The following is a 25798-nucleotide window of genomic DNA, read 5'->3' as shown; positions in this document are numbered from 1 at the left end:
CGGCAGGGCGGTGCCGAGGCCGGAAGGTCTTGGTACCGCCCTCTTTTCGTCGTTCAGCCCGTGATTCGGGTCGATTCGATGAGCTCGGCGAACATGCGGGTGACGCGGTCGGCGAGAATCGAGGCCGAGGTGCCCATCTGCTCGGCGCGGTGCACCAGTTTGCCGTCCAGTTCGAGCGAGGCCAGCCCGTGTGCGAGCGCCCACCAGGCCAGGGTGAAGGTCTCGGTGTCGGCGGCGGGCAGCACGCCGTCCGCGGTGGCTTCCGTGACGGTCTCCTCGAGCAGGGCGAAGGCTTGATCCCCGGCGCCTTCGGTATCCGGATTCTTCTCCGGCTGTGAGAGTTCCGGCCGGAACATGAGCCGGAAGTAGGCCGGCTGCTCGCGAGCGAACCGCACATACGCCTCGCCCATGGCGACCAGGGTTTCCATGGGAGAGCCGGAGGTGGCGCGCGCCGCCGCCATGCGGTCTCGCAGGTGTTCGAATCCGCGATTGCTCAGGGCCGCCAGCAGGGCCGAGCGGTCGGCGAAGTGGTGATACGGCGCGCCCGGACTGACCCCGGCCTCGCGCGCCACCTTGCGCAGGCTCACCGCCGCCAGCCCCTCGGACTCGATGAGCTGCAGGGACGCGCGCAGCAGTTCCTCGCGCAGGTCCCCGTGGTGGTAGCGGTCCTTCGTCGGCGGCATGCGATGAGAGTACGGGGTTGACACCGCACGCCCGGTGAATCTATACATTGTTTAGATTCTAAACACTGATTAGATCGGAGTCGAGCAATGTCGAATCGTGTTCTCGTGACCGGAGTTTCGGGCTACCTGGCCGGACACGTCGTCAGCGAACTACAGCAGCAGGGATACGAGGTGCGCGGCACCGTGCGCTCACTGGCCAAGAGCGCGGCCACCGCGCATCTCACCGGTGTGGAACTGGTCGAAGCCGATCTGTCCTCGGACGCCGGATGGGCCGAAGCGGTCGCGGGCTGCCGCTTCGTCGTGCACACCGCCTCGCCGTTCCCGCCCCGCGAACCCGAGCACGAGGACGAACTCATCCGCCCCGCCGTGGACGGCACCCTGCGGGTCCTGCGCGCGGCCGCGGTGGCGGGCGTCGAACGCGTCGTGCTCACCTCCTCCATCGCGGCCGTGCGGATCGGCCGCACGCACGAGTGCACCGAGGCGGACTGGTCGGATCTGGCGGCCTGCGACGCCTACCCGAAGAGCAAGACCCTCGCCGAGCGTGCCGCCTGGGATTTCGCCGCCGAGCACCCGGAACTCGAACTGGCCGTGATCAATCCGGGCATGATCCTCGGCCCGATCCAGCACGGTTCCGGACTGAGCACCTCCGCCGATGTCATCCGCATCCTGCTGGCCCGCGAGATGCCCGCCCTGCCGAATATCGGCTTCTCCACCGTCGACGTCCGCGACGTGGCCACCGCGCACCGCCTCGCCATGGAGCTCCCGCAGGCCGCAGGCAACCGCTACATCGTTGCGGGCGAACACATTCCGCTGCGTGACATGGCCCGCACCCTGGCGACCCGCTATCGCGTCTCCACGCTCGCCATGCCCGACTTCCTGGTTCGCCTCGCCGGTCGCTTCGATGCCAATGCCCGCAGCGCCGCCCGCTTCCTGGGACGTGAGGAACGCGTCAGCGCCGCCAAGGCTCGCCGCGAACTGGGTTGGACCATGCGGCCGTTCACGGAGTCTCTTTTCGACACCGCCGCCGGCCTCATCGACCATGGCGTCGTCGCCGACCCGGGCCGTCCGCGTGCACGCAGCGCGTCTCCGGCCGTCGCGCCCGCCACCGCCGGATGAACCGGGGTTGACACATGCTGGTGATGACGGCCCTGGTGGCACTGACCACGCTCATCCGCCGCCGGGTGCGCGCCCGGCGGGCGACCTCGGCGGACGGCGCCCAGTCGCGGCCCGGCGCTGCCGCACCCGATGCGGGAGTGGGAACTGCCGCGCCGGCGAAGCAGATCCGTGACCGTGAGCCCACGCCGAACAGGTTCGCCCGCACCGGCATTCGCTCCGGCGTCCCCCGCGTGTTCGCCGCGGCGGGCGGCGTTCTGCTCACCTGCACGGCCGCCGCCGCCATCGTCGAATTGGCTACTCCCTGTTGAATCGAGGCGGGCCCGCGGGCCGAGTGGTTACGCCGAGAGCGGATTCCTGGCCGCTCCGGTTAGAGAGTCGGCGCGCCTTGTCTTAGGTTGTGCTGGCAGACTGTCTGGGTAAACGACCCAACCGACCACTGACTAGGGGCTGACTTCGACGATGGACCTTCTGCTGCCACTGCTGCTGGTTGCTCTGCTCATCCCGATGTTCCTCGGCGTACGCCGACAGAAGCGGGAGATGGCCAAGGTGACCGAGATGCAGGACAACCTGAAGGTCGGCGACCGGGTCATCACCACGTCGGGGCTGTACGGCACCGTTGTCGACACCGATGACACCAGCGTCGACCTCGAGATCGCCGAGGATGTCGTGACCACCTGGTCGCGGGCCGCGATCCGCGAGATCCGCAATGACGACGTCGCCGACACCACCGAGGATTCGACCCCGGACACCGCTCCGGCCGCCACCGAGGCGACCGGCGAGACCGCCGACGAAGCCCCGCGGCTGACCAAGGACTGACATACCGCGCGCCATCGGCCGCCTCGAATCCGGCGGCCGGTGGCGCTGCGGCGTGCGCCCGCAACCACCTCGATTCCGGCCTAGGAGATTACGAACCGTGCCACCTTCCCAGGGATCGGCGCATCCATGGCGCCTGCTGGGCGTCTACGCCGCGCTGCTGGCCTTGATATTCGGTCTGGTGTTCTTCACCGGCGACAAGGCCCACACCCCGAAACTCGGTATCGACCTGCAGGGCGGCACCCGCGTCACGCTCACTCCGCGCACTCCCGACGGCGGTAAGCCCAGCCAGGACGCCCTGCGTCGCGCGCAGGACATCATCGAGCAGCGTGTCAACGGTCTCGGCGTCTCCGGTTCGGAGGTCGTGATCGACGGCGACAATCTGGTGATCACCGTGCCGGGCGACAGTGGTTCGCAGGCAAAGACTCTCGCCACCACGGCCAAGCTCTACATCCGGCCGGTGCAGAACATGATCCAGGCGCAGAAGCAGGGTGGGGCCACCGCGCCGACCACGCCGCCCGCCGGCGGCGCGCCGACCACCGCACCCGCCGTGCCCGGCCTCGAGGCGCCCGCCACCGACGCGCCCGCGACCGACGCCCCGGCGACCAGCGAGGCTCCCGCCCCGCAGAACCGGGTGTTCCCGGCGCAGGCCCCGACCACCGAGGCGCCCGCACCGACCACCGAGGCTCCGGCGACCACTGAGGCTCCGGCGACCACGGAGGCCCCCAAGCCCACCGGTGGCCTGACCACCGCGCAGAAGACGCAGCAGGAGATCGCCGAGGCGAAGGCGACCCGGCAGAGCACCGACCCGAACGTGCAGCAGCTGGCCATGCTGACCATGGACTGCAGCAAGCCGGATCCGCTGGCGGGCAACGACGACCCGAACCTGCCGCTGGTCACCTGCTCCACCGACGGCCAGTACGTGTACCTGCTGGCCAAGTCCGCCCTGGACGGCCAGGAGATCAAGGACGCGCAGGCGGTCGCGCCGCGCCAGGGTCAGCCGCAGTGGACGGTCGCCATCGACTTCAAGTCCAGCGGCGCCGACACCTGGGGCAAGCTGACCACCGAATACGTGTCCAAGCCGGCGCCGACCAACCAGCTGGCCTTCACCCTGGACTCGCGGGTCGTGAGCGCGCCGCGGATCAACGACGGCAACCAGTACGGCGGCAACACCGAGATCTCGGGCAGCTTCACCAAGGCCAGCGCCACCGAGCTGGCCAACCAGCTCAAGTACGGTTCGCTGCCGCTGTCCTTCACCACCTCCGAAGCCGAAACCGTCTCGGCGACACTGGGTTTGAGCTCGCTGCGGGCCTCGCTCATCGCGGGCGCCATCGGCCTGGTGGCGGTGCTGCTGTACTGCCTGATCGTCTACCGCATGCTCGGCCTGCTGGCCGGTTTCTCGCTGCTCATGGCCGGTGTGGCCGTGTACGGCGTGATCATCCTGCTGGGCCGCTGGATCGGCTTCACCCTCGACCTGGCCGGTATCGCCGGTCTGATCATCGGTATCGGTCTGACCGCCGACTCGTTCGTGGTGTTCTTCGAACGCATCAAGGACGAGATGCGCGAGGGCCGCAGCTTCCGTTCGGCGGTGCCGCGCGGCTGGCAGCGTGCCCAGCGCACCAACCTCTCCGGTAAGACCGTCTCGCTGATCGCGTCCGCGGTGCTGTACATGCTGGCCGCCGGACAGGTGAAGGGCTTCGCGTTCACCCTCGGCATCACCACCGTCCTCGACGTGATCGTGCTCTACCTGGTGACCGCCCCGCTGTTGATGCTGGCGTCCAAGTCGCCGTTCTGGGCGAAGCCGTCGGTCAACGGACTCGGTGTGGTTTCGCAGATCGCGCGGGAGCGCAAGGCTGCCGCCGCCGCCACCGTCGGCGCGGGCAAGGAGGCGTGACGATGAGCAATCCCATCGTTGATTCCGACATCGACTACGTCGAGGCCGCCCCGGACGCTCCGAAGCACAGCTTCCTGGAGCGGTTGTACACGGGCACAGGCGGATTCGAGATCGTCGGCAGGCGCAAGCTCTACTACGGGCTGGCCGCCGCCTTCGTGATCATCTCGCTGCTGAGCATCGCCATCCGCGGATTCACCCTCGGCATCGACTTCGCCGGCGGTTCCCGCATCCAGATCCCGGCGTCGGACAATATCTCCGTCTCGCAGGTGGAGCAGGTCTACACCGACACCCTCGGGCACGCGCCGGTGACGGTGCAGAAGGTGGGCTCGGGCTCCTCGGCCACCATTCAGGTGCGCTCGGACACCCTCGACGCCGAGCAGTCCGATCGGCTGCAGCTGGCGCTGTTCGAGGCGTTCCATCCCAAGGACAGCGACGGGGTGGTGGATCGCAATGCCATCTCCATCGCCGAGATCAGTGAGACCTGGGGTCATCAGATCACCCAGAAGGCCCTGATCGCGCTGGTCGTGTTCATCGCGCTGACCATGGTGTACATCGCGATCCGCTTCGAACGGGACATGTCGTTCGCGGCCATCGCCTCGCTGTTCTTCAACCTGATCGTCACCGCCGGCATCTATTCGCTGGTCGGTTTCGAGGTGACTCCGGCGGCCGTGATCGGTCTGCTCACCATCCTCGGCTACGTGCTGTACGACAACGTGGTCGTGTTCGACAAGGTGGAGGAGAACACCAAGGGCATCCTGCACGTCACCCGGCGCACCTACGCCGAGCAGGCCAACCTGGCGGCCAACCAGACCCTCATGCGCTCCATCAGCACCACCGTCATCGGCATTCTGCCGATCATCGGCATGCTGGTGATCGCGGTGTGGCTGCTCGGCGTCGGCACGCTCAAGGACCTGGCACTGGTGCAGCTGGTCGGCATGATCGTCGGCGCGTACTCCTCGATCTTCTTCGCGGTGCCGCTGCTGGTGTCGATCAAGGAACGCTTCGGACCCGTTGCGGCGCATACGCGCAAGGTGCTCGCCAAGCGGTCGGGCGCGACCTCCTCACGGGTGGCCACCGCCGCCTCGGCGCGCGCCGGGCGCACCGCCGTCCGCGATGCCGACTACGAAACCCACGGCGCGGCAAATGGTTTCAGTGGCGGCCGGGAGAGCTCCGGGCCGCGCACCCGCGACGCCGGCGCCCCGCGCCCCGGCGCCAAACCGAGCGGGAAACGACACAAGAGAAGGCACTGACAATGCGCAGGGGGTTGCGGGTGCGGCGGCAGGAAACCGAATCGTTCGATGGGAGTGGAATGACGCCTCGCCGGGCCTTGGCGCGCGGTCTGGCCGTCGGTGTGGCGGGTGTGCTCGCCGCCGGTGCGGTGGCGGGTTGTGGTGGCAAGAACCAGGTGCCGTCCATCGGCTACGGCGTGGACGCCGCCATCGCCAGCTACAACGGCGGCAGCACGCTGGGCGCGAGTTCCGGTGCGGCGGCGGTGTTCTCGCGGGTGCTGACCGGGTTCTTCTACACCGGTCCGGACGGTCAGCCGATCGCCGACACCGATACCGGCACCGCCAAAGAGGTGCCGGGGGAGACCCAGACCATCCAGTACCGGCTCAATCCGGACGGCGTGTACTCCGACGGCACGTCCACGTCCTGTGACGATCTGGTGCTGGCGTGGGCCGCGCGCAGCGGCCGGTTCACCAAAGCCGGTCCGGGCGGCCCGGTTCCGCTGTTCGACGCCGCCACGACCTCCGGGTACAGCGATATCGAGCGGGTGGACTGTCAGCCCGGGTCCAAGGACGCCACCGTGGTGTTCCGGCCGGGCCGGCATTACTCGGCGTGGAAGACGCTGTTCAACGCCACCGAGCTGATGCCCGCCCATGTGGTGGCCAAGCAGGCGAATGTGTCCAACCTGGTCACGGCCGTGCAGTCGGGTGACACCGGGCAGCTCGAGCGCGTGGCCGAGTTCTGGAACAACGGCTTCACTCTCGCGCCCGGCAAGCTGGATCTGTCGGTGCTGCCCGCCTCGGGGCCGTACAAGATCGAATCCTTCACCGACAAGGACGGCCTGGTCCTGGTGAAGAACGACAAGTGGTGGGGCGATCCCGCCAAGACCGCGCGAATCGTGGTGTGGCCCAGGACATCCGACCTGAAGAAGAAGGTGTCCGACGGCGCGATCGGCGTCCTCGACGTGGGCGCGGGCTCGCTCGGTGATGTGGGGCTGGGCGGCTTCTCCGCCGAGAACCTGCCCAGTCGCGGTGTGGAACAGCTGATCCTGAGCACCGGCGGCGTCTTCAGCAATACCGAGGCCCGCCGCGCGCTGGCGCTGTGCACGCCACGGCAGGCGCTGTTCGACAAACTCGGCCACCCGGACATCGACGCCGCCTCCGGGCTCGGCTCCGGGCCGTTGAATTCCCGCACCATCCAACAGGATTCGCTGTACTACGCGGCGGCCACCGGCGCGGCCGACCGCTACAAGGGCGGTGATGTCGCCGCCGCCACCCAGGCGCTGGCCGGCTCGGGCGTGCAGAATCCGACGGTGCGCATCGGCTACCTGAAGCCCGACGAGCGCCGCGCCCAGACGATCGCCGACATCGCGGCGGCCTGCAAGCCCGCCGGTATCACCGTGGTCGACGCGGGCACGCCGGACTTCGCTCCCGCGCAGCTGACCGAGGGCAAGGTGGACGCCATGCTGACCGGCACCGCCGGCATGCCCGGCCCGTCCGGCTCGCTCACCGGCACCGACGCGACCGCGGCGCTGAAGACCGGTCAGGGCCTGAATTTCAACCGGTTCGGCAATGGCCGCTACGATGCCATCGCGGATCAGCTTGCGGCGGAGGACAACTCGGCCACGGTGCTGAACCTGCTGACCGAGCAGGAGAACCTGCTGTGGAGCGAGATGCCGTCCATCCCGCTGTTCGCCACCCCGCGCACCATCGGGTTCGGCGACGGCATGAGGAACGGCATCGCCAGCCCCACCAAGGCGGGCGCGGGCTGGAATATGGATCGCTGGGTGCTCGAGCGGTGAGATGTGCCGTGTGGCGTGGTGACGAGGAGTGGGTGTAGATGAGCAAGCACGAAATGGTGGAGACCGCCGAGATCGCCGGTGAGCGGGCCACCCGGGCCGCCGAGGCGGTCGAACGGCTGACCCGCTGGCACGACGACTTCCCGACTCCGGGAGTGCGTTTCGCCGATCTGACGCCGGTGTTCGCGGACTCCCAGGGCTTCCGCGCGGTGCTGGACTGCTTCGCCGCCTGCGCTCCCGAAGCCGACCTGGTCGCGGGCGTGGACGCCCGCGGCTTCCTGCTCGGCGCGGGCGTCGCGGCCGTCCTGGGCACCGGCGTGGTCGCGGTGCGCAAGGCGGGCAAGCTCCCGCCCCCGGTCATCTCCCGCGAGTACACCCTCGAATACGGTTCCGCCGCACTGGAAATCCCGGCCGACGGCATCGACCTGAAGGGCCGCAGGGTGCTGCTCCTCGACGATGTGCTCGCCACCGGCGGCACCCTCGCCGCTGCGGCCGAGCTATTCCACGCCGCCGGCGCGGAGGTTGTCGCGGCGGCGGTCGTGCTCGAACTGAGCTTCCTCAACGGCCGGGAAAAGCAGGGCGACTACCCGCTCACCTCGGTCGTCAAGCTCTAGCGCGTTCCGGACAGCGAAATCCGCAGGCGTGGCGACACTGTCGCCACGCCTGCGCTGTTCCGAGGTGCTCACGGTCTGTGCGGCGAATCAGGGTTGCGGCGGTGACTTTGTTCGAATGACAGATCCGGCGCACCGTCCAGCGACAATGTTCCCGGCTGCCTCGCTAGGGGGTGCGGCCGACTTGGTTCGCATACACAATGTGGGGCGTGGATAGTTCAGTGGGGGAGCGGGATCTGTCGTTCCCCGAGTTCGTCACCGCGCGCATTCCGGATATGGCTCGGCAAGTGGTGGCAGATCTGCTGCGCACCTTTCCCGATTACGATCGGCTGCCGCACGAGGGGCTGGAGCGGGATCTGGCGCGGCGGGCGGAGGACAATCTGCGGCTGTTCGTGCGCCTGGTCATCGAGGGGCGGGAACCTCGGGCGGAGGATCTCGACGGGATGATCGAGGTCGCGGTTCGCCGTGCGCGGGAAGGCATTCCGCTGGATGCGGCGCTGGCGGTCTACCATCGTGGCGCGCTGGCGGCGTGGGAGTACATTGCCGCGGCGGTCGATACGCCGCAGCGGCAGGCCGAACTGCTGGCCGCGGTGCCGCAGCTGCTGCGGTATCTGGGGGTGGTGATTCCGGGGGTGGCGGGGTCGTATCTGCGGGAACGGCAGGATCTGCACTGGGAGCAGCGGGAGGCGAAACGCACGCTGGCGCAGGCGCTTCTGCAGGGCAAACCGGCCGAGCTGCTGGCGGAGCGGTTCGGGCTCGCCCTCGGGGGCTATCACGTGCTGTCGCTGCGCACGGCCGACTCCGTCGAATCCGCCGAGGCGGCTCGTCCGGCGCTGCGGGTGATCCATGCCGAGATCGACGCGCTGTCACCGTCCGCGCTGACCCTGCTGGACCGGACCGGAGGCTGGGTGCTGGTGCCGATCACCGAGCCCGCCGCCCGGCTCGATGCCGCCGTCGCGCGCATCGCCGCCGCCGGAGGTGTTCGGGTGATCGCCGGAACGGCCACGGCCGCAGTGGTTTCCGAGATTCCCGCGCGGGCCGAGGAGGCGGGGGAGATCGCGCGGCTGGCGCGTGGCCTGGGTCGTCCGACCGGGGTCTACCGCATGGCGGATCTGGCACTCCAGTATCAGTTCGCCCGGCCCGGCCCGGCGCGCGCCTGGCTGCTGGAGCTGCTCGCCCCGCTCACCGGGCACCCGCATCTGATGGACGCGCTGCGCGCCTATCTCGCGCACGATCACAATCGGGTGGCCGCGGCGGAGTCGCTGGTGGTGCACCGCAATACGCTCAACTATCGGCTCACCCGCATTGCCGCCCTGACCGGATACGATCCCGGCCGGTCCGAGCACACGCCGCTGTTCGCGGCCGCGCTCACCGCGTTCGACCTGGCGTCGGCGGATCTCTGAGAGATAGCTACTTCGCCACCCACCTCGCCACGAATCCGCTGACGATGAGCCAGAACAGCGCTGCCAGACCGTAATTCAGGACGATGTCCAGATCGGCGTTGCCGGTGTGGAACAGGCCCGGGAAGAACAGCGCCAGGGGTTCGGCGAACTGCTTGATGAACAGGAAGAACCGATTGGTTTGATCGGCGTCCAGCACCAGCATCAGGATGTACAGGCCCTCGATCAGGGCGAACACGGCACCCACCCCGGCGATGATCCGCGCGGCGGTGGCCTCATTGCGGGCGACGTACGGCATAACGGAAATATGCCCGATGCAGGTCGCCGTCATGCCCGCTGAAACCGTGTCGCTACCAGCGGAAACCGCGTGTCGTTATGCGAGACGCGGACTGGTCAGTATCGGGACACCAGGCGCGCGATGAAACCCGTCACGGCGAGCCAGAAGACCGCGGCCAGACCGTAGTTCAACACGATGTCCAGGTCCCCGTTGCCGGTGTGGAACAGGCCCGGGAAGAACAGCGCCAGGGGTTCGGCGAGCCCCTTGATGAAGGTGAAGAACCGGTTGGACTGGTCGGCGTCGAACACCAGCAGCAGGATGTAGACACCCTCGATGAGTGCGAACAGGCCACCGACACCCGCGATGATGCGGGCGGCGGCACCCTCGTTGTAGGTGCGGTAGAGATAAGGCATACCCCTCGGATGCCCGGTGGCTGCCGGTCGAAACAAGCCGGCGTGCCGGTCGGTCCGGGGTGGAATCCCCGGAGCGCGCACCGTAATCCGCTCGACGGCGTTCGTAGGATCATGTCGTGATCGATGTTCCCGCGGAACTCACCCGGACCCAGATCGACTACAACGGCGCGGCCGGCCGCGCCTTCCTCGACGACCTGCCCCGTCGTGCGGCCACCTTTCTCGATCGCTGGCAGCTGACGCTCACCGGCAAGTCCATGCACGGCGTGGCCTCGCTGGTGCTGCCCGTCGAGCGCGCCGACGGCACCCCCGCCGCGCTGAAACTGCCACTGCTGGACGAGGAAAGCGTGGGGGAGCCGCTCGCACTGCGGCAGTGGAACGGTGACGCCATCGTGCGGCTGCTCGAACACGACGCGGACACCGGCAGCATGCTGCTCGAGCGCCTCGACGAGACCCGGCACCTGTCCGCCCTCGACGACATGCACGCAGCGACCGCGATTCTCGCCGGAATCCTGGCCCGCCTCACCGCCGTCGCGGCCCCCGCCGGACTGCGCCGGCTCGGCGATATCGCCCGGGAGATGCTCGACGAGGTCCCCGAAGCGCTCACGTCACCCCTGGTGGACAGCGCCGCCCGGCGCACGATTCTCGACTGCGCGGCCGCCGTGCGGGACGTGCTCGACCAGCCGGGCGACCGGCTCCTGCACTGGGACCTGCACTTCGACAACATCCTGGCCGCCGCCCGCGAACCCTGGCTGGCCATCGATCCCAAACCGCTCGCCGGAGATCCCGGATTCGATCTGATGCCCGCCCTGCGCAACGAACTCCGTGGCGGCTACGACGAGAAGGAAGTCCTCTACCGCTTCGACCTGCTCACCGAGGCCACCGGCCAGGACCGGCAGCGCGCCGCCGCCTGGACCCTGGGCCGCGCCTTGCAGAACCTGCTGTGGAACATCGACGACGAGGACGACGAACTGGACGCGGACCAGCTCGCCATTGCCGCCACCCTGCGCGATAACCGCCTGCGCTGAGCGCGGGCCACCCGAATCCGGCTGGCGTTCAGGTAATCCGGGGCGCGGGCATGGCATGATGTCCGGGTGATCACCGCGTCGGTCGTGAGCGTTCGGGCGTGAACTCCAAAGTCCTTGTGGGCGTGGGGCTCGGCCTGCCCTTGGCGCTGATGGCACTCGTGCTCGTCATCATCCTGCCCGCCACCGAGGAGACCTGCGGCGTGGGCACTCCGGCGGTGGTGTCGGCGACCACCGGGCGCACCGAACCCAACTGCCCCGCCACGGGATCACCCGCCGAAACCGGGCTGCAGGACGGGGCGCTGCGCGCACTGCGCTGTGTGGTGGCCCAATTCGGGATGATGGACATGCGCGGCGTCATCACCGACGACGCCTTCCCCGATCATCGGGCCGGGCGCGCGGTGGAATTCATCGTGGGCGCCGATCAGGCCAAGGGCGATCAGATCGTCGCGTACCTGCAGGAGAACGCCGCTGCCTTCCGCATCGACTACCTGATCTGGAAGCAGCGCAGCTGGACTCCCGACGCGGCCGCCGCCATCGCGTGGACGCCGCTGGAGGATCGCGGCGACGCGGCGCGCAATCGCACGGATCGGGTGCAGGTCACCATCAAGGAGCAGAGCGGGTCCACCACGTCGGCCTCGCCCGAGGTGTCCCTCGCCGCGGTGAACGAGGCCGGGCGGCTCAGTGGCCTGGGCCGCCGCCAATACCCCTTGGCGGCAGGCACATTCACCGTCTCCGACGTCTTCGGCTCGCGTGGCGGCAATCACCTCGGGGTCGATATGGCCGCCTCCGACGGCACCCCGATCTACGCGGCCGCCGACGGCCTCGTGGTGGCGGCGGGCCCGGCCTCCGGCTTCGGTGTCTGGGTGGTCATCGACTCCCTCGACGAGAGCGGCCGCCGCTACTCCACCGTCTACGGACACATGTGGGACAGCGGCATTTTCGTCAAGACCGGTGACATCGTCGCCATGGGCCAGCACATCGCCAATGTCGGCAACAATGGTGAATCCTCCGGCGCGCACCTGCATTTCGAGGTCGTACCCGGAGGGCGGCTCACCGGCGGCTCGCAGGTCGACCCGATCGCGTGGCTGGGCGGCGCGAGCCTGCCCGCACCCTCGGCGACCTACTGCGAGAACGGATTCGGCACCGCCGGCGGCAATCTCGCCTCCGGCAAGGTGCCCGCCGAACTCGAGATCTGGTACCGGCGCGCCGGCTCGCTGTGCCCCGAGATCAGCGCCTCGCTGCTGGCGGCGCAGGGGCAGGCCGAATCCGGCTTCCGGCGCGGCCTCACCTCCCCGGCCGGTGCGCAGGGCCTGGCCCAGTTCCTGCCCACCACCGCGACCGCCAGCGCACCCGACGGGCAGCCCTATGTCATCGACGCCGACGGCAATGGCACGGCGAGCGTGTGGGACGACGGGGACGCCATCATCGGCCAGGGCCGCTACATGTGCACCATCGCGGCCACGATCAAGGGCTGGATGCAGGAGGGCAAGGTCAGCGGCGATCTCACCGAACTGACCATCGCCGCCTACAACGCCGGTGAGGGCGCGGTACTGGCCTCCGGCGGCATGCCCAGCCAGTACGCCGCCCACTTCAGCGAAACCCGTCCGTACGTGGCGCGCATCATGGCGGCCGAGGCGAGTTTCCGCAGCGTCACCAGCGGCGGCCGGTTCATCCCCGACGCCGCCGCCGACCTGGGCCCCCAGATCGTCGAGGCCGGACGCGAATGGATCGGCACCCCATACGCTTTCGGCGGCGGCGGCACCTCCGGCCCGTCCAACGGCGGCTTCGACGCGGCCGGATTCACCACGGCCGCAGTGTTTTCCGCCAGCGGCGGCACCATCACCCTGCCCGGCACCGCCGAACAGCAGTGGGAGCGCGGCACCGAAGTGGAGCTGATCAAGGCCAAAGCGGGCGATCTGGTGTTCGGCACCTTCGGCCCGCGCGGACCCGCCACCGTCGGCATCTACCTCGGCAACGGCCGCATGCTGCACGCCGAAAGCGACAGGGGCGTGGCCGAAGTGCCGTTGCTCAACGGCATGAAGGCCCGCCGCATCGGCCAGTGAGTGGGGTCACGGAAATAATCCCTTGCCGCCTCCGGTTGGTCTTGGATAACTTGGGTGCGTTCCCTTCCCCGTCCGATCGGAGTCCCGACATTGATCTTCTGAGGTAACCGCTGCGTGGCCCGCAATCTGCGCGCCGCATCTTCTGCGAACACCTCGGGAGGGCATATGTCCAGTTCTCTGTCTATTTCCGATCTCACCTTCGTGTGGCCGGACGGCACCCCTGTTTTCGACGGTCTCGATGCTGTGCTCGGACGCGGTCATATCGGCCTGGTCGGCAGCAATGGCGCGGGGAAATCCACGCTGCTGCGGCTGATCACCGGTCAACTGTCCCCGCAGCGCGGTTCGATCACCGTTCCCGGGCGGCTCGGTTACCTGCGGCAGGACCTCGGTCTGACCGCCGGGCAGCGGGTCGACGAGGTGCTCGGCATCGCCGATATCCGGAAGGCCCTGCACCGCATCGAATCCGGCGCCGGCACCGAGGCCGACTTCGATGCCGTGGGTGTGCGCTGGGATGTCGAAGGGCAGGCGGTGGCGCTGCTGGGCAAGCTCGGATTGCATTACCTGGCAGGTGATGTCGCGCAGCTCGATCGGCGGCTCGACACTCTCTCCGGTGGCGAGACGGTGCTGCTCGGGCTGGTGGCCGAACTATTGCGGGAACCCGATGTACTGCTGCTCGACGAACCGACCAATAATCTCGATGCTGTTGCGCGCGAACGCCTTTACGAGGTCGTCGGGCAGTTCGACGGCACCGTGGTCACCGTCAGCCACGATCGGGAACTGCTGGAGCGCGTCGACACCATCGCCGAACTGCGGCAGGGCGAGATCCGTTTGTTCGGCGGTAATTTCACCGACTACGAGCGGATCGTCGAGGCCGAACAGGAGGCCGCCCGCGCGGCGGTCCGGGATGCCCGCAGCGACGTCAAGAAGCAGGCGCGTGAACTCGTCGAAGCCCGCATCAAACTCGACCGCCGCCAGCGGTACGGGCAGAAGATGTGGGATCAGAAGCGCGAACCCAAGATCGTCATGGGGGAGCGCAAACGCCAGGCCCAGGTATCGGCGGGCAAGCTGCGCAACAATCACATCGGCAAACTCGACGACGCGAAGGACACGCTCACCAAGGCGGAGGAGCACCTGCGTGACGACCGGGAGATCCGTGTCGACCTGCCCGGCACCCGGCTGTATCCGGGACAGGACGTGATCGACCTGGATCGGGTGGTGCTGGCGAACGGGCCGACGGTCACGCTGAAGATCAGCGGCCCCGAGCGCATCGCCCTCACCGGACGCAATGGGGCCGGGAAAACCACACTGCTGCACCGCATCTGCGCGGAGCAGCCGAAGGTGGCCTGGCGCATGCTGCCGCAGCGGCTCGACATCTTCGACGAAGAGCTCACCGTCTTCGAGAATGTCGCCGCGACCGCGCCGCACGCGGTGCCCGAACAGATCCGAGCCCAGTTGGCGCGCTTCCTGTTTCGCGGCAGCGACGCCGACGTGCTCGCGTCGGCGCTGTCGGGCGGGGAACGGCTGCGGGCGGCCCTGGCCATGCTGCTGCTGGCCGAGCCCGCCCCGAAGCTGCTGCTGCTCGACGAGCCCACCAACAACCTGGACCTGCCCAGCCTCCGGCATCTCACCGAGGCGCTGGCGAGTTTCCAGGGCGCGCTGGTGGTGGTCTCGCACGACCCGCGCTTCCTCGACGACATCGGGGTCACACGGCGGCTCGAGCTCACCGCGGCGGGAATCACCGATGCGCCGGCGTCATGAGCAACGGGTGGTTTCGCGGTCTGAGCAGGGCGCGCCGCCGGGCACGTCGGCGCGGCCGGGCAAGCGGGACGCAACGTCATCCGGACCGGTCTCCGAGCGGGTAATCTTCCCCGTTCGGGACCTGTCCGGGTCGGCCGCGTTCGGCGTCCCGGTCCATGTACGTTTCCAGGACTAAAGTGGGTGGTCCGGGTGGTTGAACGGTCCGATAGGGTGAGCCAGGTCGAGACCGGGAGAGGTGGTGGCATGACTCAGCATTTGGAGAAGGCGAACGCCGAGCAATCGGGCAATGGCGCCTCCGGTGCGTCGCAGCCGACTCCGCAACCCGGCACGCCACGTAACAACTCCACGGCCGTACCCACTTCCGCGTCCCGGCGCGTGCGCGCCCGCCTGGCGCGGCGCATGACCGGGCAGCGCGGCATCGCCGCGGTGAAGCCGGTGCTCGAGCCGCTGGCCACCGTGCATCGTGAGCTGTATCCGAAGGCGAATCTTGCTCTGCTGCAACGGGCTTTCGATGTCGCCGACGAGAAGCACGCGCACCAGTTCCGCAAGTCCGGCGACCCGTACATCACGCATCCGCTGGCCGTGGCGAACATTCTCGCCGAGCTCGGCATGGACACCACCACGCTGGTGGCCGCGCTGCTGCACGACACCGTCGAGGACACCGGCTACTCGCTCGAGGAACTGACCAACGAATTCGGCACCGAGGTCGCCCATCTGGTCGACGGCGTGACCAAACTCGACAAGGTCAACCTCGGCGCGGCCGCCGAGGCCGAGACCATCCGCAAGATGATCATCGCCATGGCGCGTGATCCGCGCGTGCTGGTGATCAAGGTCGCCGACCGGCTGCACAATATGCGCACCATGCGCTTCCTGCCGCCGGAGAAGCAGGCCAAGAAGGCACGCGAAACCCTCGAGGTCATCGCACCCCTGGCGCACCGGCTCGGTATGGCCACCGTCAAATGGGAGCTGGAAGACCTCGCGTTCGCGATCCTGCACCCCAAGAAGTACGACGAGATCGTGCGCCTGGTCGCCGATCGCGCGCCCTCGCGCGACACCTACCTGGCGAAGGTGCGCGCCGAGATCGTCAACACCTTGGCCGCGAGCCGCATCAACGCCATCGTCGAAGGCCGCCCCAAGCACTACTGGTCCATCTACCAGAAGATGATCGTCAAGGGTAAGGACTTCGACGACATCCACGACCTGGTCGGCATCCGCATCCTCTGCGACGAGGTGCGCGACTGCTATGCCGCTGTGGGCGTGGTGCATTCGCTGTGGCAGCCCATGGCCGGACGCTTCAAGGACTACATCGCCCAGCCGCGCTACGGCGTCTACCAGTCCCTGCACACCACGGTCGTCGGCCCCGACGGCAAGCCCCTGGAAGTGCAGATCCGCACCCAGGACATGCACCGCACCGCCGAATTCGGCATCGCCGCGCACTGGCGCTACAAGGAAACCAAGGGCAAGCACTCCCAGGATTCCACCGAAGTCGACGATATGGCCTGGATGCGGCAGCTGCTCGACTGGCAGCGCGAAGCCGCGGACCCGGCCGAGTTCCTGGAATCGCTGCGCTTCGACCTGAAATCGCCGGAGATATTCGTGTTCACCCCCAAGGGTGACGTGATCACGCTCCCGCAGAAGTCCACCCCGGTGGACTTCGCCTATGCCGTGCACACCGAGGTCGGGCATCGCTGCATCGGCGCGCGCGTCAACGGGCGGCTCGTCGCGCTGGAACGGCAGCTGGAGAACGGTGAGGTCGTCGAGATCTTCACCTCGAAGGCGCAGAACGCCGGGCCCTCGCGGGACTGGCAGAACTTCGTCATCTCCCCGCGCGCCAAGGCCAAGATCCGGCAGTGGTTCGCCAAGGAACGCCGCGAAGAGGCCCTCGAGGCGGGCAAGGACGCCATCTCCAAGGAGGTTCGCCGCTCCGGGCTGCCGCTGCAGCGCCTGATGAGCGTGGACGCCATGTCCGCGCTGGCGCACGAGCTGCACTACACCGACATCTCCGCGCTGTACGCGGCCGTCGGCGAGAACCAGGTCTCGGCGCATCACGTCGTGCAGCGCCTCATGGCGCAGCTCGGCGGCGTCAGCGACGTGGAAAACGAACTGGCCGAACGCAGTACACCGTCCACGCTGCCCTCGCGGCAGCGCTCGACCGGTGACGCCGGCGTCGAGATTCCGGGCGCGCCGGGCACGGTGTCGAAGCTGGCCAAATGCTGCACCCCCGTCCCCGGTGACGAGATCATGGGCTTCGTGACCCGCGGCGGCGCGGTGTCGGTGCACCGCACCGACTGCACCAACGCCGATTCGCTGCGCGCGGAGCCCGAACGCATCATCGAGGTCAAGTGGGCGCCGTCGCCGTCGTCGGTGTTCCTGGTCGCCATCCAGATCGAGGCCCTCGACCGCACGCGTCTGCTGTCGGATGTCACCAAGGTCCTCGCCGACGAGAAGGTCAATATCCTCTCGGCGGCGGTCACGACTTCCGGTGACCGCGTTGCCATTTCGAAGTTCACCTTCGAAATGGGCGATCCCAAGCATCTCGGTCACCTGCTCAATGTGGTGCGCAATGTGGAAGGCGTCTACGACGTCTACCGCGTGACCTCCGCGGCCTGACGGACACGCACCGCCGACCCTGTCCGGCGGTGCCGCAGCGGGTTTGCCGATCGCCGGTTCGGCTCGGGTGGATCGTGATAAACCTGGGGCAACAGTGTCGGCTGCACGAGGAGTGCTCGTAGGCATGGTTGATGAGGGAGTAGACGACGAGCTGTCCCGCCGTGTCGGGGACGCGGCTGCCGTGCAGCAGGTCTTCGATCAGCTACCGATGATCATCGCGGCGATGGATGGTCCGGAATATCGGTTCGTGGCGGCCACGGCGCTCGAGCGCGCCTATGTCGGCCGCGAGCACGTGATCGGCATGTGCGTCGAGGACGTCTTTCCCGAAATCATGCAGCAGGGGATCAAACCGATTCTCGACCAGGTGTACGCGTCCGGGGAATCGATGAGGCTGCGGGATTGGCGGGTACAGGTCGACCTGCCCGATACCGGCGGCCGGCGGGAGGTCTTCGCCGACTTCGACGTGCATCCGCGGCGTAGTCCGGACGGCACGGTCGTCGGGGTCACCTGTTCGCTCACCGACGTGACCGATCAGGTGCACGCGCGGCAGTCCGCGCAACGCCGGGCGGTCGAGGCCGAGCGGCGCTTCGCGCACGCCCAGGATACGATCGACGCATTGCAGCGTATTCTGCTGCCCGCCGGGCTGCCGGTGCTGCCGCGTCTGCGCATCGCCGCCAGCTATCTGCTCGCCGATACCGATATGGCCGCGGGTGGTGACTGGTTCGACGCGGTGACCCTGCCCGGCGGCCGCACCGCGCTGGTAGTCGGGGATGTGGTCGGCCACGGGGTCGCGGCGGCGGCGACCATGGGGCAGCTGCGGATCCTGCTGCATGAGCACCTGCTGCTCACCGGTGACATCGCCGCCGCGCTCACCGCCTTGGACGCTGCGGCGCAACGGATTCCGGGAGCCTACGCGGCCACCGTCGGCGTGGTGCTGCTCGATCCCGAGACCGGGGCGCTGGAGTACTGCACCGCCGGTCATCCGCCGCCGCTGGTCGCGACCATCGCGGGTGACGCTCGATTTCTGCCGGCCACCGGGGCCGGGCCGATCGGTGTCGGTGGCCGGTTCACCCGGGACACGATCGGGTCCGCGCGGTTGGCGGACGCGGAGCTGATCCTGCTCTACACCGACGGCATCCTGGAACGTCCCGGGCGCGAATTGGCGCAGAGCACGGTCGAATTGGCGCACGCCGCCGCGGATAGCGCTGCGGGACGGGCGTTTCCGCAGGACACCGGTTCGCCGGTCGAGCGGATCTGTTCGCAGACCCTGGAAATGCTGACGCGGATCTCCGGATACCGCGACGACATCACCCTGCTGGCCGCCCAGCGGTCCGTGCCGCCGGAGGATCTCACCCTGCGCGCACCGGCGCTGCCCGCCTCGCTTGGGCCGGTCCGAAAGCGGTTGAGCGCGTGGCTGTCCGATGCGCACATCGTCGATCCCGATGCGGAGGCGCTGCGGCACGCGGCCATGGAGCTGATCACCAATTGCATCGAGCACGCCTATACCGGCATCGCCGGCCACCACACTTTCACGCTCACCGCCACCGTCACCGAGAACGGCATCGCGGAGGTGCGGGTGATGGACGAGGGGCGGTGGCGACCGCCGACACCCGCACCAGATCGCGGTTTGGGACTGCAACTTGCCGACAGTCTGGTCGACTCCTTGCATATCGCCCATGACGAGACCGGCACGAGCGCCCTTCTCACGCATCGCCTGGCCCGCCCGGCCCGGTTGTTGACCAGCACCACCGCGATCTGGGGATCGACCGCCCGGCAGGAGTCGTCCAGTGACATGCTGCTCGTCTTCGAACAGGTCGGCGCACCCCGGCCCCGGGTGCAGGCCGATGGGCCGATCGACGCGAATACCGTCGCGGAGTTCGAACGCACGGTGCGCACCGCCGGATCGACGGGTCAGCGCTCCTTGACGGTGGACCTCACCGGTGTCACCCATCTCGCCAGTGCGGGAATCGCCGCGTTGCACCGGTTGTCGCGGCTGCATCACGACAATGGGACGCGGGTGCGCTGGTTCGCGCCGACCGGTTCGCCCTCCGATGTGGTGCTGTCGCTGGTGCGACTCGACCACCACACCCACGATCCGGATGGGACCGCCGAATCCGTCAGCGGTTGAAATCGCCCGCCTTGCCGATGATTTCGAGCATGCGCCACACCACCGGCGAGGCCACCAGATGTAGTCGGCAGTCGTGCTGGGCCGCCCACTCGCGGGCTTCGACCAGCGCGCGCAGGCCGCCCACCCCGAGGAAGGTGACATTGCTGAGGTCGATGGTCGTGGTCGCGCCCGCTCGCACCTCGTCGAACAGGGCGGTGCGGAAGGCCTGCACGACAGTCATGTCGATCTCCCCGTCGATGACGCATCGGGATGCGGGGTCGGCTTCGGCCGACGGGACGATCGTGAACGCGCGATAGGAATAGTGGTGCACAGCAACCTCGTTCGGATCAACGCATAGGCGACTGAGGTCATCCGCACGATGGAACGGGTGATCGGCCTCCGGCCTCAGGCTGGACATTCAACCCGGAATTCGCACTCAGCCTACGCTTTCCTGCGCGCCGGGTGGCCAACTTGGGCACGGTCGATCACTCGCCCCGAAGCGTCGAACCGGTCGGTTGCGGTGCTGTGCTTCAGTTCGCGACACTCCCGCGCGCACTGAGCTTGCGAATCGGCTCGATCAGCCAGTGATACACCGGCCGCACGACCCGCCCGGGCAGATACCGATGCCGCTCCTCATGCCACACCCGCGCCCGCTGATGTCCGGAGATCGGCGAGAACCGATCCGGCGCCGGCGGCGCGCTGGTCCGGAATTCGATGCGGCACAGATGCTTGGTATTCATGAACCCGTACTGGCTGGGACTGACCAGCCGCAACGGCGCCCCGTGGTCCCCATTGAGCGGCTCCCCGTCGAGCCGATCCGCGATCAGCACATCCTCGCCCAGCGCATCCTCGAGCACCGCCACCGCCTGAAACCCGTCCAGCCCCTCGAAGATGACATGACTGATCTCGACCCCCGAATCGACCAGCGGCACAACCCGCGTCCGATAGAACTCCGCGAACCCGGTCCCCTCCCACCGCAACCCGGTGGCCGTCCACCCCGCCACACAGTGGAAGTCGGCCTCGACCACCCGCCGCGGCAACTTCGCGACCTCGGCAACAGTCAGCGTGAACCCTTCGCTCAGCGCACCCCCGACCTCGAGCACCGGCTCGGCGGGCACTTCCGGCGGCGGGTGATGGAGATGGGTGCCGAAGCGCGGAAATCCTTGGACGGCCCGCTGGCCTGGAGGCAGTGTCATGTCGATCCTCTGTCGTGCGGTGCGATCTGTGAACAACGCTGACCAAATAGGGCAAACGCTCTATATAGAGTGAACGTACTAGTTCGCTGGACGCAGCGCAAGGTTCCGCACGTCACCCCGGGTGCCTCCGGAGCTGCCGCCCGCACGCGGCATCGTGTTCCGGTCAGGCCGAGTGTGATCGCCGCAGGTGCTCGAAGAGCATTCGGAAGAGCTCGAAATTGGGGAGATTCAGCTTGCTGGCGACCAAAGACTTTCGCCCACCTCTGATCTCGATCAGTTCGTGCGGCAGCGTCGCGATCGGTTCCACTTCCGCCCACGGGATGGATCGCTTCTTGTCGCCGATCGCTGTCTCCGTCACCCAGATCTCACCGAAATCGATGCGATGCCCCGCGTGCACCGCGGCCAGATCCCGTGGGAACCGAAGCGTGGTGATGGCCTGCTGCACTTCGGTCGCCCAGGGGCCGGAGAACGCGTCACTCACCTCGAAACGCCGCCCGGTGATATCGGTCAGATCGAGGTGGTAGGTCGGGGTGCCGCCCTCCCGGGCCGGGCGGGTGACCGATACCCGGGGCAGGGCCGCTGTCGAGTCGTAGCGCGCCACCCGCAGATCTGCGCGCCGGACCCGCACCAGGCCGAGCTCGTACAGGTCGAGCCGGGCGCCCCCGTACCGCCGCCGCCGGATCGCGACTTTGATCATGGTGATGAGCAGCACCAATGTCGGCCCCCCGGAAAGGAATCCGCCGATCAGCACGGCGATGCCGGTCTCGCCCGCGCGCAGAGCGGCCACGGCCACCGCGTCGAGAATTCCGAGTATGACGAGGAACGGAATGAACCTGCGCCACTGCGGCAGCGAAGGCCAGTAGGTGCGCACATGTCGCCCGAGATCGGCATCGGTGGCTGCGGCGGAGATCCGCCGCCACAGCTCGGAATCGTAGGCGGGCGGTACGGGCTTGGCGCACATGGGATTTCCTGAGCGAGGTCGAGCAGTCGGCGGCGCAGCCGATTCTAGGTCGCGCGTCCGCTGCCCGATCGGTGATGCGATAAGCGATGGATAAACGTGCCGGGGTCCGTGAGCGGGATCGGCGGGAGCTCGGGCTGGGGTGGGAAAGTGCTTCCTCCAGCCGCCAACCCACCCGCCGCTGGTCACCACCCGGCAAGTTAGGCTGGCCTCTCCGGATCCACTATCAGGAGAGTCGATGACTGCGTTCGAGAATGTCACCGTCACGAAGAAGGCGAATGTCTACTTCGACGGCAAGTGTGTGTCGCACAGCCTGGTGCTGGCCGACGGCACCACCAAGTCGGTGGGTGTGATCCTGCCGGCCACGCTGACGTTCAACACGGGCGCGCCCGAGATCATGGAGCTCATCGAGGGCGAGGCCAAGGTCACCCTCGCCGGGGAGGCCGAGGCCAAGACCTACCGCGGCGGCGAGTCGTTCTCGGTTCCCGGTGACAGCAGCTTCGAGATCGAGGTGCTCGAGCCGGTGCACTACGTGTGCCACTTCGGCTGAGTCGCAGGCTGATACCGCGCCCGGGCCGTCGAACGGCTCGGGCGTTCGCATGTGCGGGGGAGTAGCCTGCGGTCATGTTGCTCGGCACACTGCTCGCGGTCGCGTATCGGTTCGACGACGGGGCGCCGCAGCGGGTGCTGAGTGTCGATTTCGAGTTCGATACCGGGACATGGGGGCTGCGGCTCGGGGAGTACGGGGTGGTTTCGTTCCGGCAGGGTGTAGCCGAGGCGGCGAATTCCCCTGTGTCGGATTGTTTTCCGTGGCCTCGGGTGATCGGGGAGCCCGCGCGTTCGGGCTGGTTGACCGATGACGCCGGGCGTGCGGTCGGGGTGCAGTTCGAGTTCGGGGATCCGGCCGCGCAACCCAGAATGGCCGTGCAGCTGCGGGAACGGATGTCGAGGGTGGAGATCAACGCGGTGTACGCGTTGGAGACGCCGTTGCGCGCGGTGGCGCGGAAATCCGGCACGGAGCGAGAGGAACTGCCTGCGGCGCGGTTCCGGCTGACCAACGACCGCACCGAGCCGCTCACCCTGGGACTGGAACCCACCGGCATGATGTTCGATATCGGGCCGGGTGACTGGGTGGACATCGAATCCTCGGTGGACGACGGACAGTTGCCGGAACTGCACGCCTACGACAGCGGCCTGCTCGTGCTGTGGGGCGGTTGGCGGAACTCGGCGGTGGACCGCGACGGCACCCTCTGGGAGTGATCTCGCTGTCGATTCGCTATATGTGCTGGTCAGAACAGGCATATCGTGAATAGTGGCGAAAGGGGCCGTCATGACCACTGCGGAGCAGGTCCTTATTATCGGCGGAGTGCTGACGCTCGGATACGGGTCGCTGCTGGGCATTCCGATGACCGCACTGCGGATGCGGGAACCGCATCCGCCGACGCCGCGATATCTGAATGTCGCCCATATCGGGGCGGTCATCCAGGGCGTCATCCTGTTGAGTCTGGTGTGGGCGGCCCGCATGTCGGAGCTGTCGAGCGGGTGGGAGACCACCGCCGCGTGGCTGCTCGTCGCCTCCGGGGTGTTCATCGCCGCGAAGGACACCATCAACTGGCTCACCGGGATCAATGACGAGTTCACCGAGAAGGCGAAGACCGCGCCGCTCGGCTTGGCGGGTGCGGTGACGCTGTTCGCGGGTCTGGTGATTCTCGCGGTCGGTGTGTTCGCCGCACTCTGAGCGCGGTGTTCGGCGTGCCGCCGGGCCACCGGCGCTCGCGCGTGCGCTAATAGCGCGCATGATCGTTCGCTCGGTGTTCGCCGCAGCGGCATTCCTGATTGCGGCGCTGATGGGATTGTGCACGTTCGCCATTGCTCGGTTCCGAATACCCGAGCAGTTCCTGGCGTTTTCGGTGATCGTGAGCAACTACGGGTTGTATCTGATCCCGCTGGGGATTGCGGGGGCGGGACTGGCCCTGCTGGTGCGGGTGCGGGGCGGTCGCGTAATGCGTTGGGGCGGTGCGCTGATCGCGCTCGTCTGCGCCGTCGGGGTGGTTGCTGCAGGTTTCCCATTGGTGGCCTCGTGGCAGGACGCCGACAAGGTCGGTGCGTCGCTGTCGATCAAGGACTATCTGAAGGGCGGGTCCAATAACGGCCGCCCGGACGAGCGGCGCAGCGTCGCCTACAACACGGTCGACGGGCAGGAGCTGCTGCTGGATGTGAAGCTGCCGCCCGGAACTCCGGACGGCCCGCGCCCGGCGGTGGTGTGGGTGCACGGCGGCGGCTGGGCCGAAGGTGATCGCGGCGAGGGCCCGAAATGGCATGAGTGGCTCAATGACCGGGGCTACGCCGTCTTCGCCGTCGACTACCGCCTGTCCCCGCCGCCCCGCTGGAATCAGGCTCCCAATGACGTGAAATGCGCTGTGGGATGGGTGAAACAGCATGCTGCCGACTATCTCGTGGACCCGGCGCGGCTGATGGTGGTCGGCGGTTCCGCCGGCGGCAATCTGGCGCTCATGGCCGCCTATTCGGATGAGCGGGTGCAGCCCAGCTGCGCGGTCACCGACACCGCGGTGCAGGCCGTCGCGGCCTTCTACCCGGCCACCGATATCGCGACGGCCTACGCGGATCCGGACATGGTGAGCAAGGTGCGCACGCTGGCAAAGGATTACACCGGCGGCACCCCCGGACAGGTGCCCGACCACTACGCCGCGGCCTCCCCGGTCACCTATGTGCGCCCGGGCCTGCCGCCCACCCTGCTCATCCACGGCACCCGCGACCACGTGGTGCCCTACACGCAGTCGGTCGAGCTCGCGGACAAGCTGGCGCAGGCGGGCGTGCAATACCAGCTACAGCCCATCCCGTACGGGGAGCACGGTTTCGACGCCGGTTGGGGCGACTGGGGAACCCAGATCTCCCGCCACGTACTGGGCCAGTTCCTGGACCTGAAATTCCCGGCTCCCTGACCGGGATTCGACCGGATCCGGCCGGGAGACCTTGCCGCCCAGCCGGATCCGCGCCCGACCTAGCGCGGCGCCATCCGGATGGCGCCGTCGAGGCGGATGGTCTCGCCGTTCAGCATCGGGTTCTCCACGATGTGGCGGACCAGCGCCGCGTACTCGGCGGGTTGCCCGAGCCGCGCCGGGTGCGGCACCTGCGCGCCGAGCGCGGCAATGGCCGAATCCGGCAGGGTCGCGAACAGCGGCGTGTGGAACAGCCCGGGCGCGATGGTCATGACGCGAATCTTGAACGAGGCCAGGTCGCGCGCGACCGGCAGGGTCAGGCCGACGATGCCGCCCTTGGACGCCGAATAGGCGGCCTGCCCGATCTGCCCGTCATAGGCGGCCACGGACGCGGTGTTCACGATGACGCCGCGCTCGCCGTCGGCCTCCTCGACCTGCGCGATGCGCTCGGCCGCCAGCCGGATCACATTGAACGTGCCGATCAGATTCACGTTGATGATCTTCTTGAACGCGTCGAGCGGGAACGCGCCCTGCTTGCCGACCGTCTTCACGGCATTGCCGATGCCCGCGCAGTTCACCGCGATTCTCAGGGTGCCCAGCGCCTGGGCGGCGTCCAGCGCGGCCGTCACGTCCTCTTCGCTGGTGACGTCGCCGGGCGAAAACACCACGCGCTCACCGAGTTCCTCGACCAGAGTCTTCCCGTTGGACGAGGGAAGATCCAGGATGACGACCTTCGCGCCCGCGGCGTGCAGTTCGCGCACGGTGGCTTCACCGAGACCCGAGGCGCCGCCGGTAACGACCGCGACGATGTCTGCTGTTTTCACAAAACCTCCTGTAACAAGTTCTAGTTAATGTAGATTCTCCTTCGTTCGGGCGGAAGAGGTGGGGT

Annotated in this window: 24 protein-coding genes; 17 read left to right on the top strand and 7 right to left on the bottom strand. The window is 68.1% G+C overall.

Features of this window, described 5'->3' with window-relative positions; all coding sequences use genetic code 11:
- Nucleotides 1-53: 53 nt before the first annotated feature.
- Nucleotides 54-683 (bottom strand): TetR/AcrR family transcriptional regulator, encoded by a 630-nt coding sequence (locus H0264_RS28120; protein ID WP_181580345.1) that lies wholly within the window; start codon nt 681-683, stop codon nt 54-56.
- Between the two features lie 87 nt (nt 684-770).
- Between H0264_RS28120 and H0264_RS28115 the strand changes: the two genes are divergently transcribed.
- The 8 genes from H0264_RS28115 to H0264_RS28080 all read left to right on the top strand — a co-directional run bounded on the left by H0264_RS28115 (nt 771) and on the right by H0264_RS28080 (nt 9545).
- Nucleotides 771-1799: an SDR family oxidoreductase gene (locus H0264_RS28115; protein ID WP_181580344.1), complete on the top strand. Its 1029-nt coding sequence runs from the start codon at nt 771-773 to the stop codon at nt 1797-1799.
- Nucleotides 1800-1813: 14 nt separating this feature from the next.
- The gene (locus H0264_RS28110; RefSeq protein WP_181580343.1) at nt 1814-2107 is read left to right on the top strand and encodes a hypothetical protein; all 294 of its coding nucleotides are present in this window, start codon (nt 1814-1816) and stop codon (nt 2105-2107) included.
- A 151-nt stretch (nt 2108-2258) separates the two neighbouring features.
- On the top strand, nt 2259-2615 hold the full coding sequence (gene yajC, locus H0264_RS28105) for a preprotein translocase subunit YajC (protein WP_181580342.1): 357 nt from the start codon (nt 2259-2261) through the stop codon (nt 2613-2615).
- 97 nt (nt 2616-2712) lie between these two features.
- Complete coding sequence (gene secD / locus H0264_RS28100) at nt 2713-4506, top strand: protein translocase subunit SecD (protein WP_181580341.1); 1794 nt, start codon at nt 2713-2715, stop codon at nt 4504-4506.
- Nucleotides 4507-4508: 2 nt separating this feature from the next.
- Nucleotides 4509-5756: a protein translocase subunit SecF gene (secF, locus tag H0264_RS28095; RefSeq protein WP_181580340.1), complete on the top strand. Its 1248-nt coding sequence runs from the start codon at nt 4509-4511 to the stop codon at nt 5754-5756.
- 59 nt (nt 5757-5815) lie between these two features.
- The gene (locus H0264_RS28090) at nt 5816-7534 is read left to right on the top strand and encodes an ABC transporter substrate-binding protein (RefSeq protein ID WP_181580339.1); all 1719 of its coding nucleotides are present in this window, start codon (nt 5816-5818) and stop codon (nt 7532-7534) included.
- A 38-nt stretch (nt 7535-7572) separates the two neighbouring features.
- Nucleotides 7573-8145, top strand: a complete 573-nt coding sequence (locus H0264_RS28085) for an adenine phosphoribosyltransferase (protein WP_181580338.1) — start codon at nt 7573-7575, stop codon at nt 8143-8145.
- A 206-nt stretch (nt 8146-8351) separates the two neighbouring features.
- Complete coding sequence (locus H0264_RS28080) at nt 8352-9545, top strand: PucR family transcriptional regulator (RefSeq protein WP_181580337.1); 1194 nt, start codon at nt 8352-8354, stop codon at nt 9543-9545.
- A gap of 7 nt (nt 9546-9552) precedes the next feature.
- On the opposite strand, the gene H0264_RS28075 is transcribed toward H0264_RS28080, so the two are convergent.
- Nucleotides 9553-9840, bottom strand: coding sequence for a hypothetical protein (locus H0264_RS28075; protein WP_181580336.1), 288 nt, complete (start codon nt 9838-9840; stop codon nt 9553-9555).
- 95 nt (nt 9841-9935) lie between these two features.
- A complete protein-coding gene (locus tag H0264_RS28070; protein WP_181580335.1) occupies nt 9936-10232 on the bottom strand; it encodes a hypothetical protein in 297 nt (98 codons plus the stop codon).
- A 116-nt stretch (nt 10233-10348) separates the two neighbouring features.
- On the opposite strand from H0264_RS28070, the gene H0264_RS28065 reads away from it, so the two are divergent.
- The 5 genes from H0264_RS28065 to H0264_RS28045 all read left to right on the top strand — a co-directional run bounded on the left by H0264_RS28065 (nt 10349) and on the right by H0264_RS28045 (nt 19816).
- Complete coding sequence (locus tag H0264_RS28065) at nt 10349-11257, top strand: aminoglycoside phosphotransferase family protein (protein ID WP_181580334.1); 909 nt, start codon at nt 10349-10351, stop codon at nt 11255-11257.
- 98 nt (nt 11258-11355) lie between these two features.
- Nucleotides 11356-13320: a peptidoglycan DD-metalloendopeptidase family protein gene (locus H0264_RS28060; RefSeq protein WP_338040098.1), complete on the top strand. Its 1965-nt coding sequence runs from the start codon at nt 11356-11358 to the stop codon at nt 13318-13320.
- A gap of 165 nt (nt 13321-13485) precedes the next feature.
- On the top strand, nt 13486-15078 hold the full coding sequence (locus H0264_RS28055; protein ID WP_181580333.1) for an ABC-F family ATP-binding cassette domain-containing protein: 1593 nt from the start codon (nt 13486-13488) through the stop codon (nt 15076-15078).
- A gap of 243 nt (nt 15079-15321) precedes the next feature.
- Nucleotides 15322-17688, top strand: a complete 2367-nt coding sequence (locus H0264_RS28050) for a RelA/SpoT family protein (RefSeq protein WP_181580332.1) — start codon at nt 15322-15324, stop codon at nt 17686-17688.
- Between the two features lie 124 nt (nt 17689-17812).
- Nucleotides 17813-19816: a SpoIIE family protein phosphatase gene (locus H0264_RS28045; protein WP_181580331.1), complete on the top strand. Its 2004-nt coding sequence runs from the start codon at nt 17813-17815 to the stop codon at nt 19814-19816.
- Here H0264_RS28045 and H0264_RS28040 read toward each other — a convergent pair.
- From H0264_RS28040 to H0264_RS28030, 3 genes are all read right to left on the bottom strand, one after another.
- On the bottom strand, nt 19806-20126 hold the full coding sequence (locus tag H0264_RS28040) for an STAS domain-containing protein (RefSeq protein ID WP_220139852.1): 321 nt from the start codon (nt 20124-20126) through the stop codon (nt 19806-19808). The genes H0264_RS28045 and H0264_RS28040 overlap by 11 nt on opposite strands.
- Before the next feature lie 199 nt (nt 20127-20325).
- Nucleotides 20326-20991, bottom strand: coding sequence for a molybdopterin-dependent oxidoreductase (locus tag H0264_RS28035; RefSeq protein WP_181580329.1), 666 nt, complete (start codon nt 20989-20991; stop codon nt 20326-20328).
- Between the two features lie 163 nt (nt 20992-21154).
- Nucleotides 21155-21952 (bottom strand): DUF6585 family protein, encoded by a 798-nt coding sequence (locus H0264_RS28030; RefSeq protein WP_181580328.1) that lies wholly within the window; start codon nt 21950-21952, stop codon nt 21155-21157.
- A gap of 235 nt (nt 21953-22187) precedes the next feature.
- On the opposite strand from H0264_RS28030, the gene ppnP reads away from it, so the two are divergent.
- The 4 genes from ppnP to H0264_RS28010 all read left to right on the top strand — a co-directional run bounded on the left by ppnP (nt 22188) and on the right by H0264_RS28010 (nt 24912).
- Nucleotides 22188-22499 (top strand): pyrimidine/purine nucleoside phosphorylase, encoded by a 312-nt coding sequence (gene ppnP / locus H0264_RS28025; protein WP_181580327.1) that lies wholly within the window; start codon nt 22188-22190, stop codon nt 22497-22499.
- 74 nt (nt 22500-22573) lie between these two features.
- Nucleotides 22574-23209, top strand: a complete 636-nt coding sequence (locus H0264_RS28020) for a hypothetical protein (RefSeq protein WP_181580326.1) — start codon at nt 22574-22576, stop codon at nt 23207-23209.
- A 70-nt stretch (nt 23210-23279) separates the two neighbouring features.
- A complete protein-coding gene (locus H0264_RS28015; protein WP_181580325.1) occupies nt 23280-23687 on the top strand; it encodes a hypothetical protein in 408 nt (135 codons plus the stop codon).
- A 58-nt stretch (nt 23688-23745) separates the two neighbouring features.
- Nucleotides 23746-24912 (top strand): alpha/beta hydrolase, encoded by a 1167-nt coding sequence (locus H0264_RS28010; protein WP_181580324.1) that lies wholly within the window; start codon nt 23746-23748, stop codon nt 24910-24912.
- Between the two features lie 59 nt (nt 24913-24971).
- On the opposite strand, the gene H0264_RS28005 is transcribed toward H0264_RS28010, so the two are convergent.
- Nucleotides 24972-25733 (bottom strand): 3-hydroxyacyl-CoA dehydrogenase, encoded by a 762-nt coding sequence (locus tag H0264_RS28005; RefSeq protein ID WP_181580323.1) that lies wholly within the window; start codon nt 25731-25733, stop codon nt 24972-24974.
- Nucleotides 25734-25798 lie beyond the last annotated feature (65 nt).

The sequence above is a fragment of the Nocardia huaxiensis genome (genome assembly GCF_013744875.1).
Lineage (GTDB): Bacteria > Actinomycetota > Actinomycetes > Mycobacteriales > Mycobacteriaceae > Nocardia > Nocardia huaxiensis.
Note: the sequence above shows the minus strand (reverse complement) of the source record. Positions and strands in the feature narration are given on the sequence as shown.

Excerpts from the sequence above, each read along its gene's own strand:
- H0264_RS28120 (WP_181580345.1), bottom strand. The coding sequence starts at position 683 with ATGCCGCCGACGAAGGACCGCTACCACCACGGGGACCTGCGCGAGGAA.
- H0264_RS28045 (WP_181580331.1), top strand. The coding sequence starts at position 17,813 with ATGGTTGATGAGGGAGTAGACGACGAGCTGTCCCGCCGTGTCGGGGAC.
- H0264_RS28115 (WP_181580344.1), top strand. The coding sequence starts at position 771 with ATGTCGAATCGTGTTCTCGTGACCGGAGTTTCGGGCTACCTGGCCGGA.
- H0264_RS28030 (WP_181580328.1), bottom strand. The coding sequence starts at position 21,952 with ATGTGCGCCAAGCCCGTACCGCCCGCCTACGATTCCGAGCTGTGGCGG.
- H0264_RS28050 (WP_181580332.1), top strand. The coding sequence starts at position 15,322 with ATGACTCAGCATTTGGAGAAGGCGAACGCCGAGCAATCGGGCAATGGC.
- ppnP (WP_181580327.1), top strand. The coding sequence starts at position 22,188 with ATGACTGCGTTCGAGAATGTCACCGTCACGAAGAAGGCGAATGTCTAC.
- H0264_RS28110 (WP_181580343.1), top strand. The coding sequence starts at position 1,814 with ATGCTGGTGATGACGGCCCTGGTGGCACTGACCACGCTCATCCGCCGC.
- H0264_RS28010 (WP_181580324.1), top strand. The coding sequence starts at position 23,746 with ATGATCGTTCGCTCGGTGTTCGCCGCAGCGGCATTCCTGATTGCGGCG.
- H0264_RS28055 (WP_181580333.1), top strand. The coding sequence starts at position 13,486 with ATGTCCAGTTCTCTGTCTATTTCCGATCTCACCTTCGTGTGGCCGGAC.
- H0264_RS28020 (WP_181580326.1), top strand. The coding sequence starts at position 22,574 with ATGTTGCTCGGCACACTGCTCGCGGTCGCGTATCGGTTCGACGACGGG.
- H0264_RS28075 (WP_181580336.1), bottom strand. The coding sequence starts at position 9,840 with ATGCCGTACGTCGCCCGCAATGAGGCCACCGCCGCGCGGATCATCGCC.
- H0264_RS28015 (WP_181580325.1), top strand. The coding sequence starts at position 23,280 with ATGACCACTGCGGAGCAGGTCCTTATTATCGGCGGAGTGCTGACGCTC.
- H0264_RS28070 (WP_181580335.1), bottom strand. The coding sequence starts at position 10,232 with ATGCCTTATCTCTACCGCACCTACAACGAGGGTGCCGCCGCCCGCATC.
- H0264_RS28035 (WP_181580329.1), bottom strand. The coding sequence starts at position 20,991 with ATGACACTGCCTCCAGGCCAGCGGGCCGTCCAAGGATTTCCGCGCTTC.
- H0264_RS28090 (WP_181580339.1), top strand. The coding sequence starts at position 5,816 with ATGACGCCTCGCCGGGCCTTGGCGCGCGGTCTGGCCGTCGGTGTGGCG.
- secF (WP_181580340.1), top strand. The coding sequence starts at position 4,509 with ATGAGCAATCCCATCGTTGATTCCGACATCGACTACGTCGAGGCCGCC.
- H0264_RS28085 (WP_181580338.1), top strand. The coding sequence starts at position 7,573 with ATGAGCAAGCACGAAATGGTGGAGACCGCCGAGATCGCCGGTGAGCGG.
- yajC (WP_181580342.1), top strand. The coding sequence starts at position 2,259 with ATGGACCTTCTGCTGCCACTGCTGCTGGTTGCTCTGCTCATCCCGATG.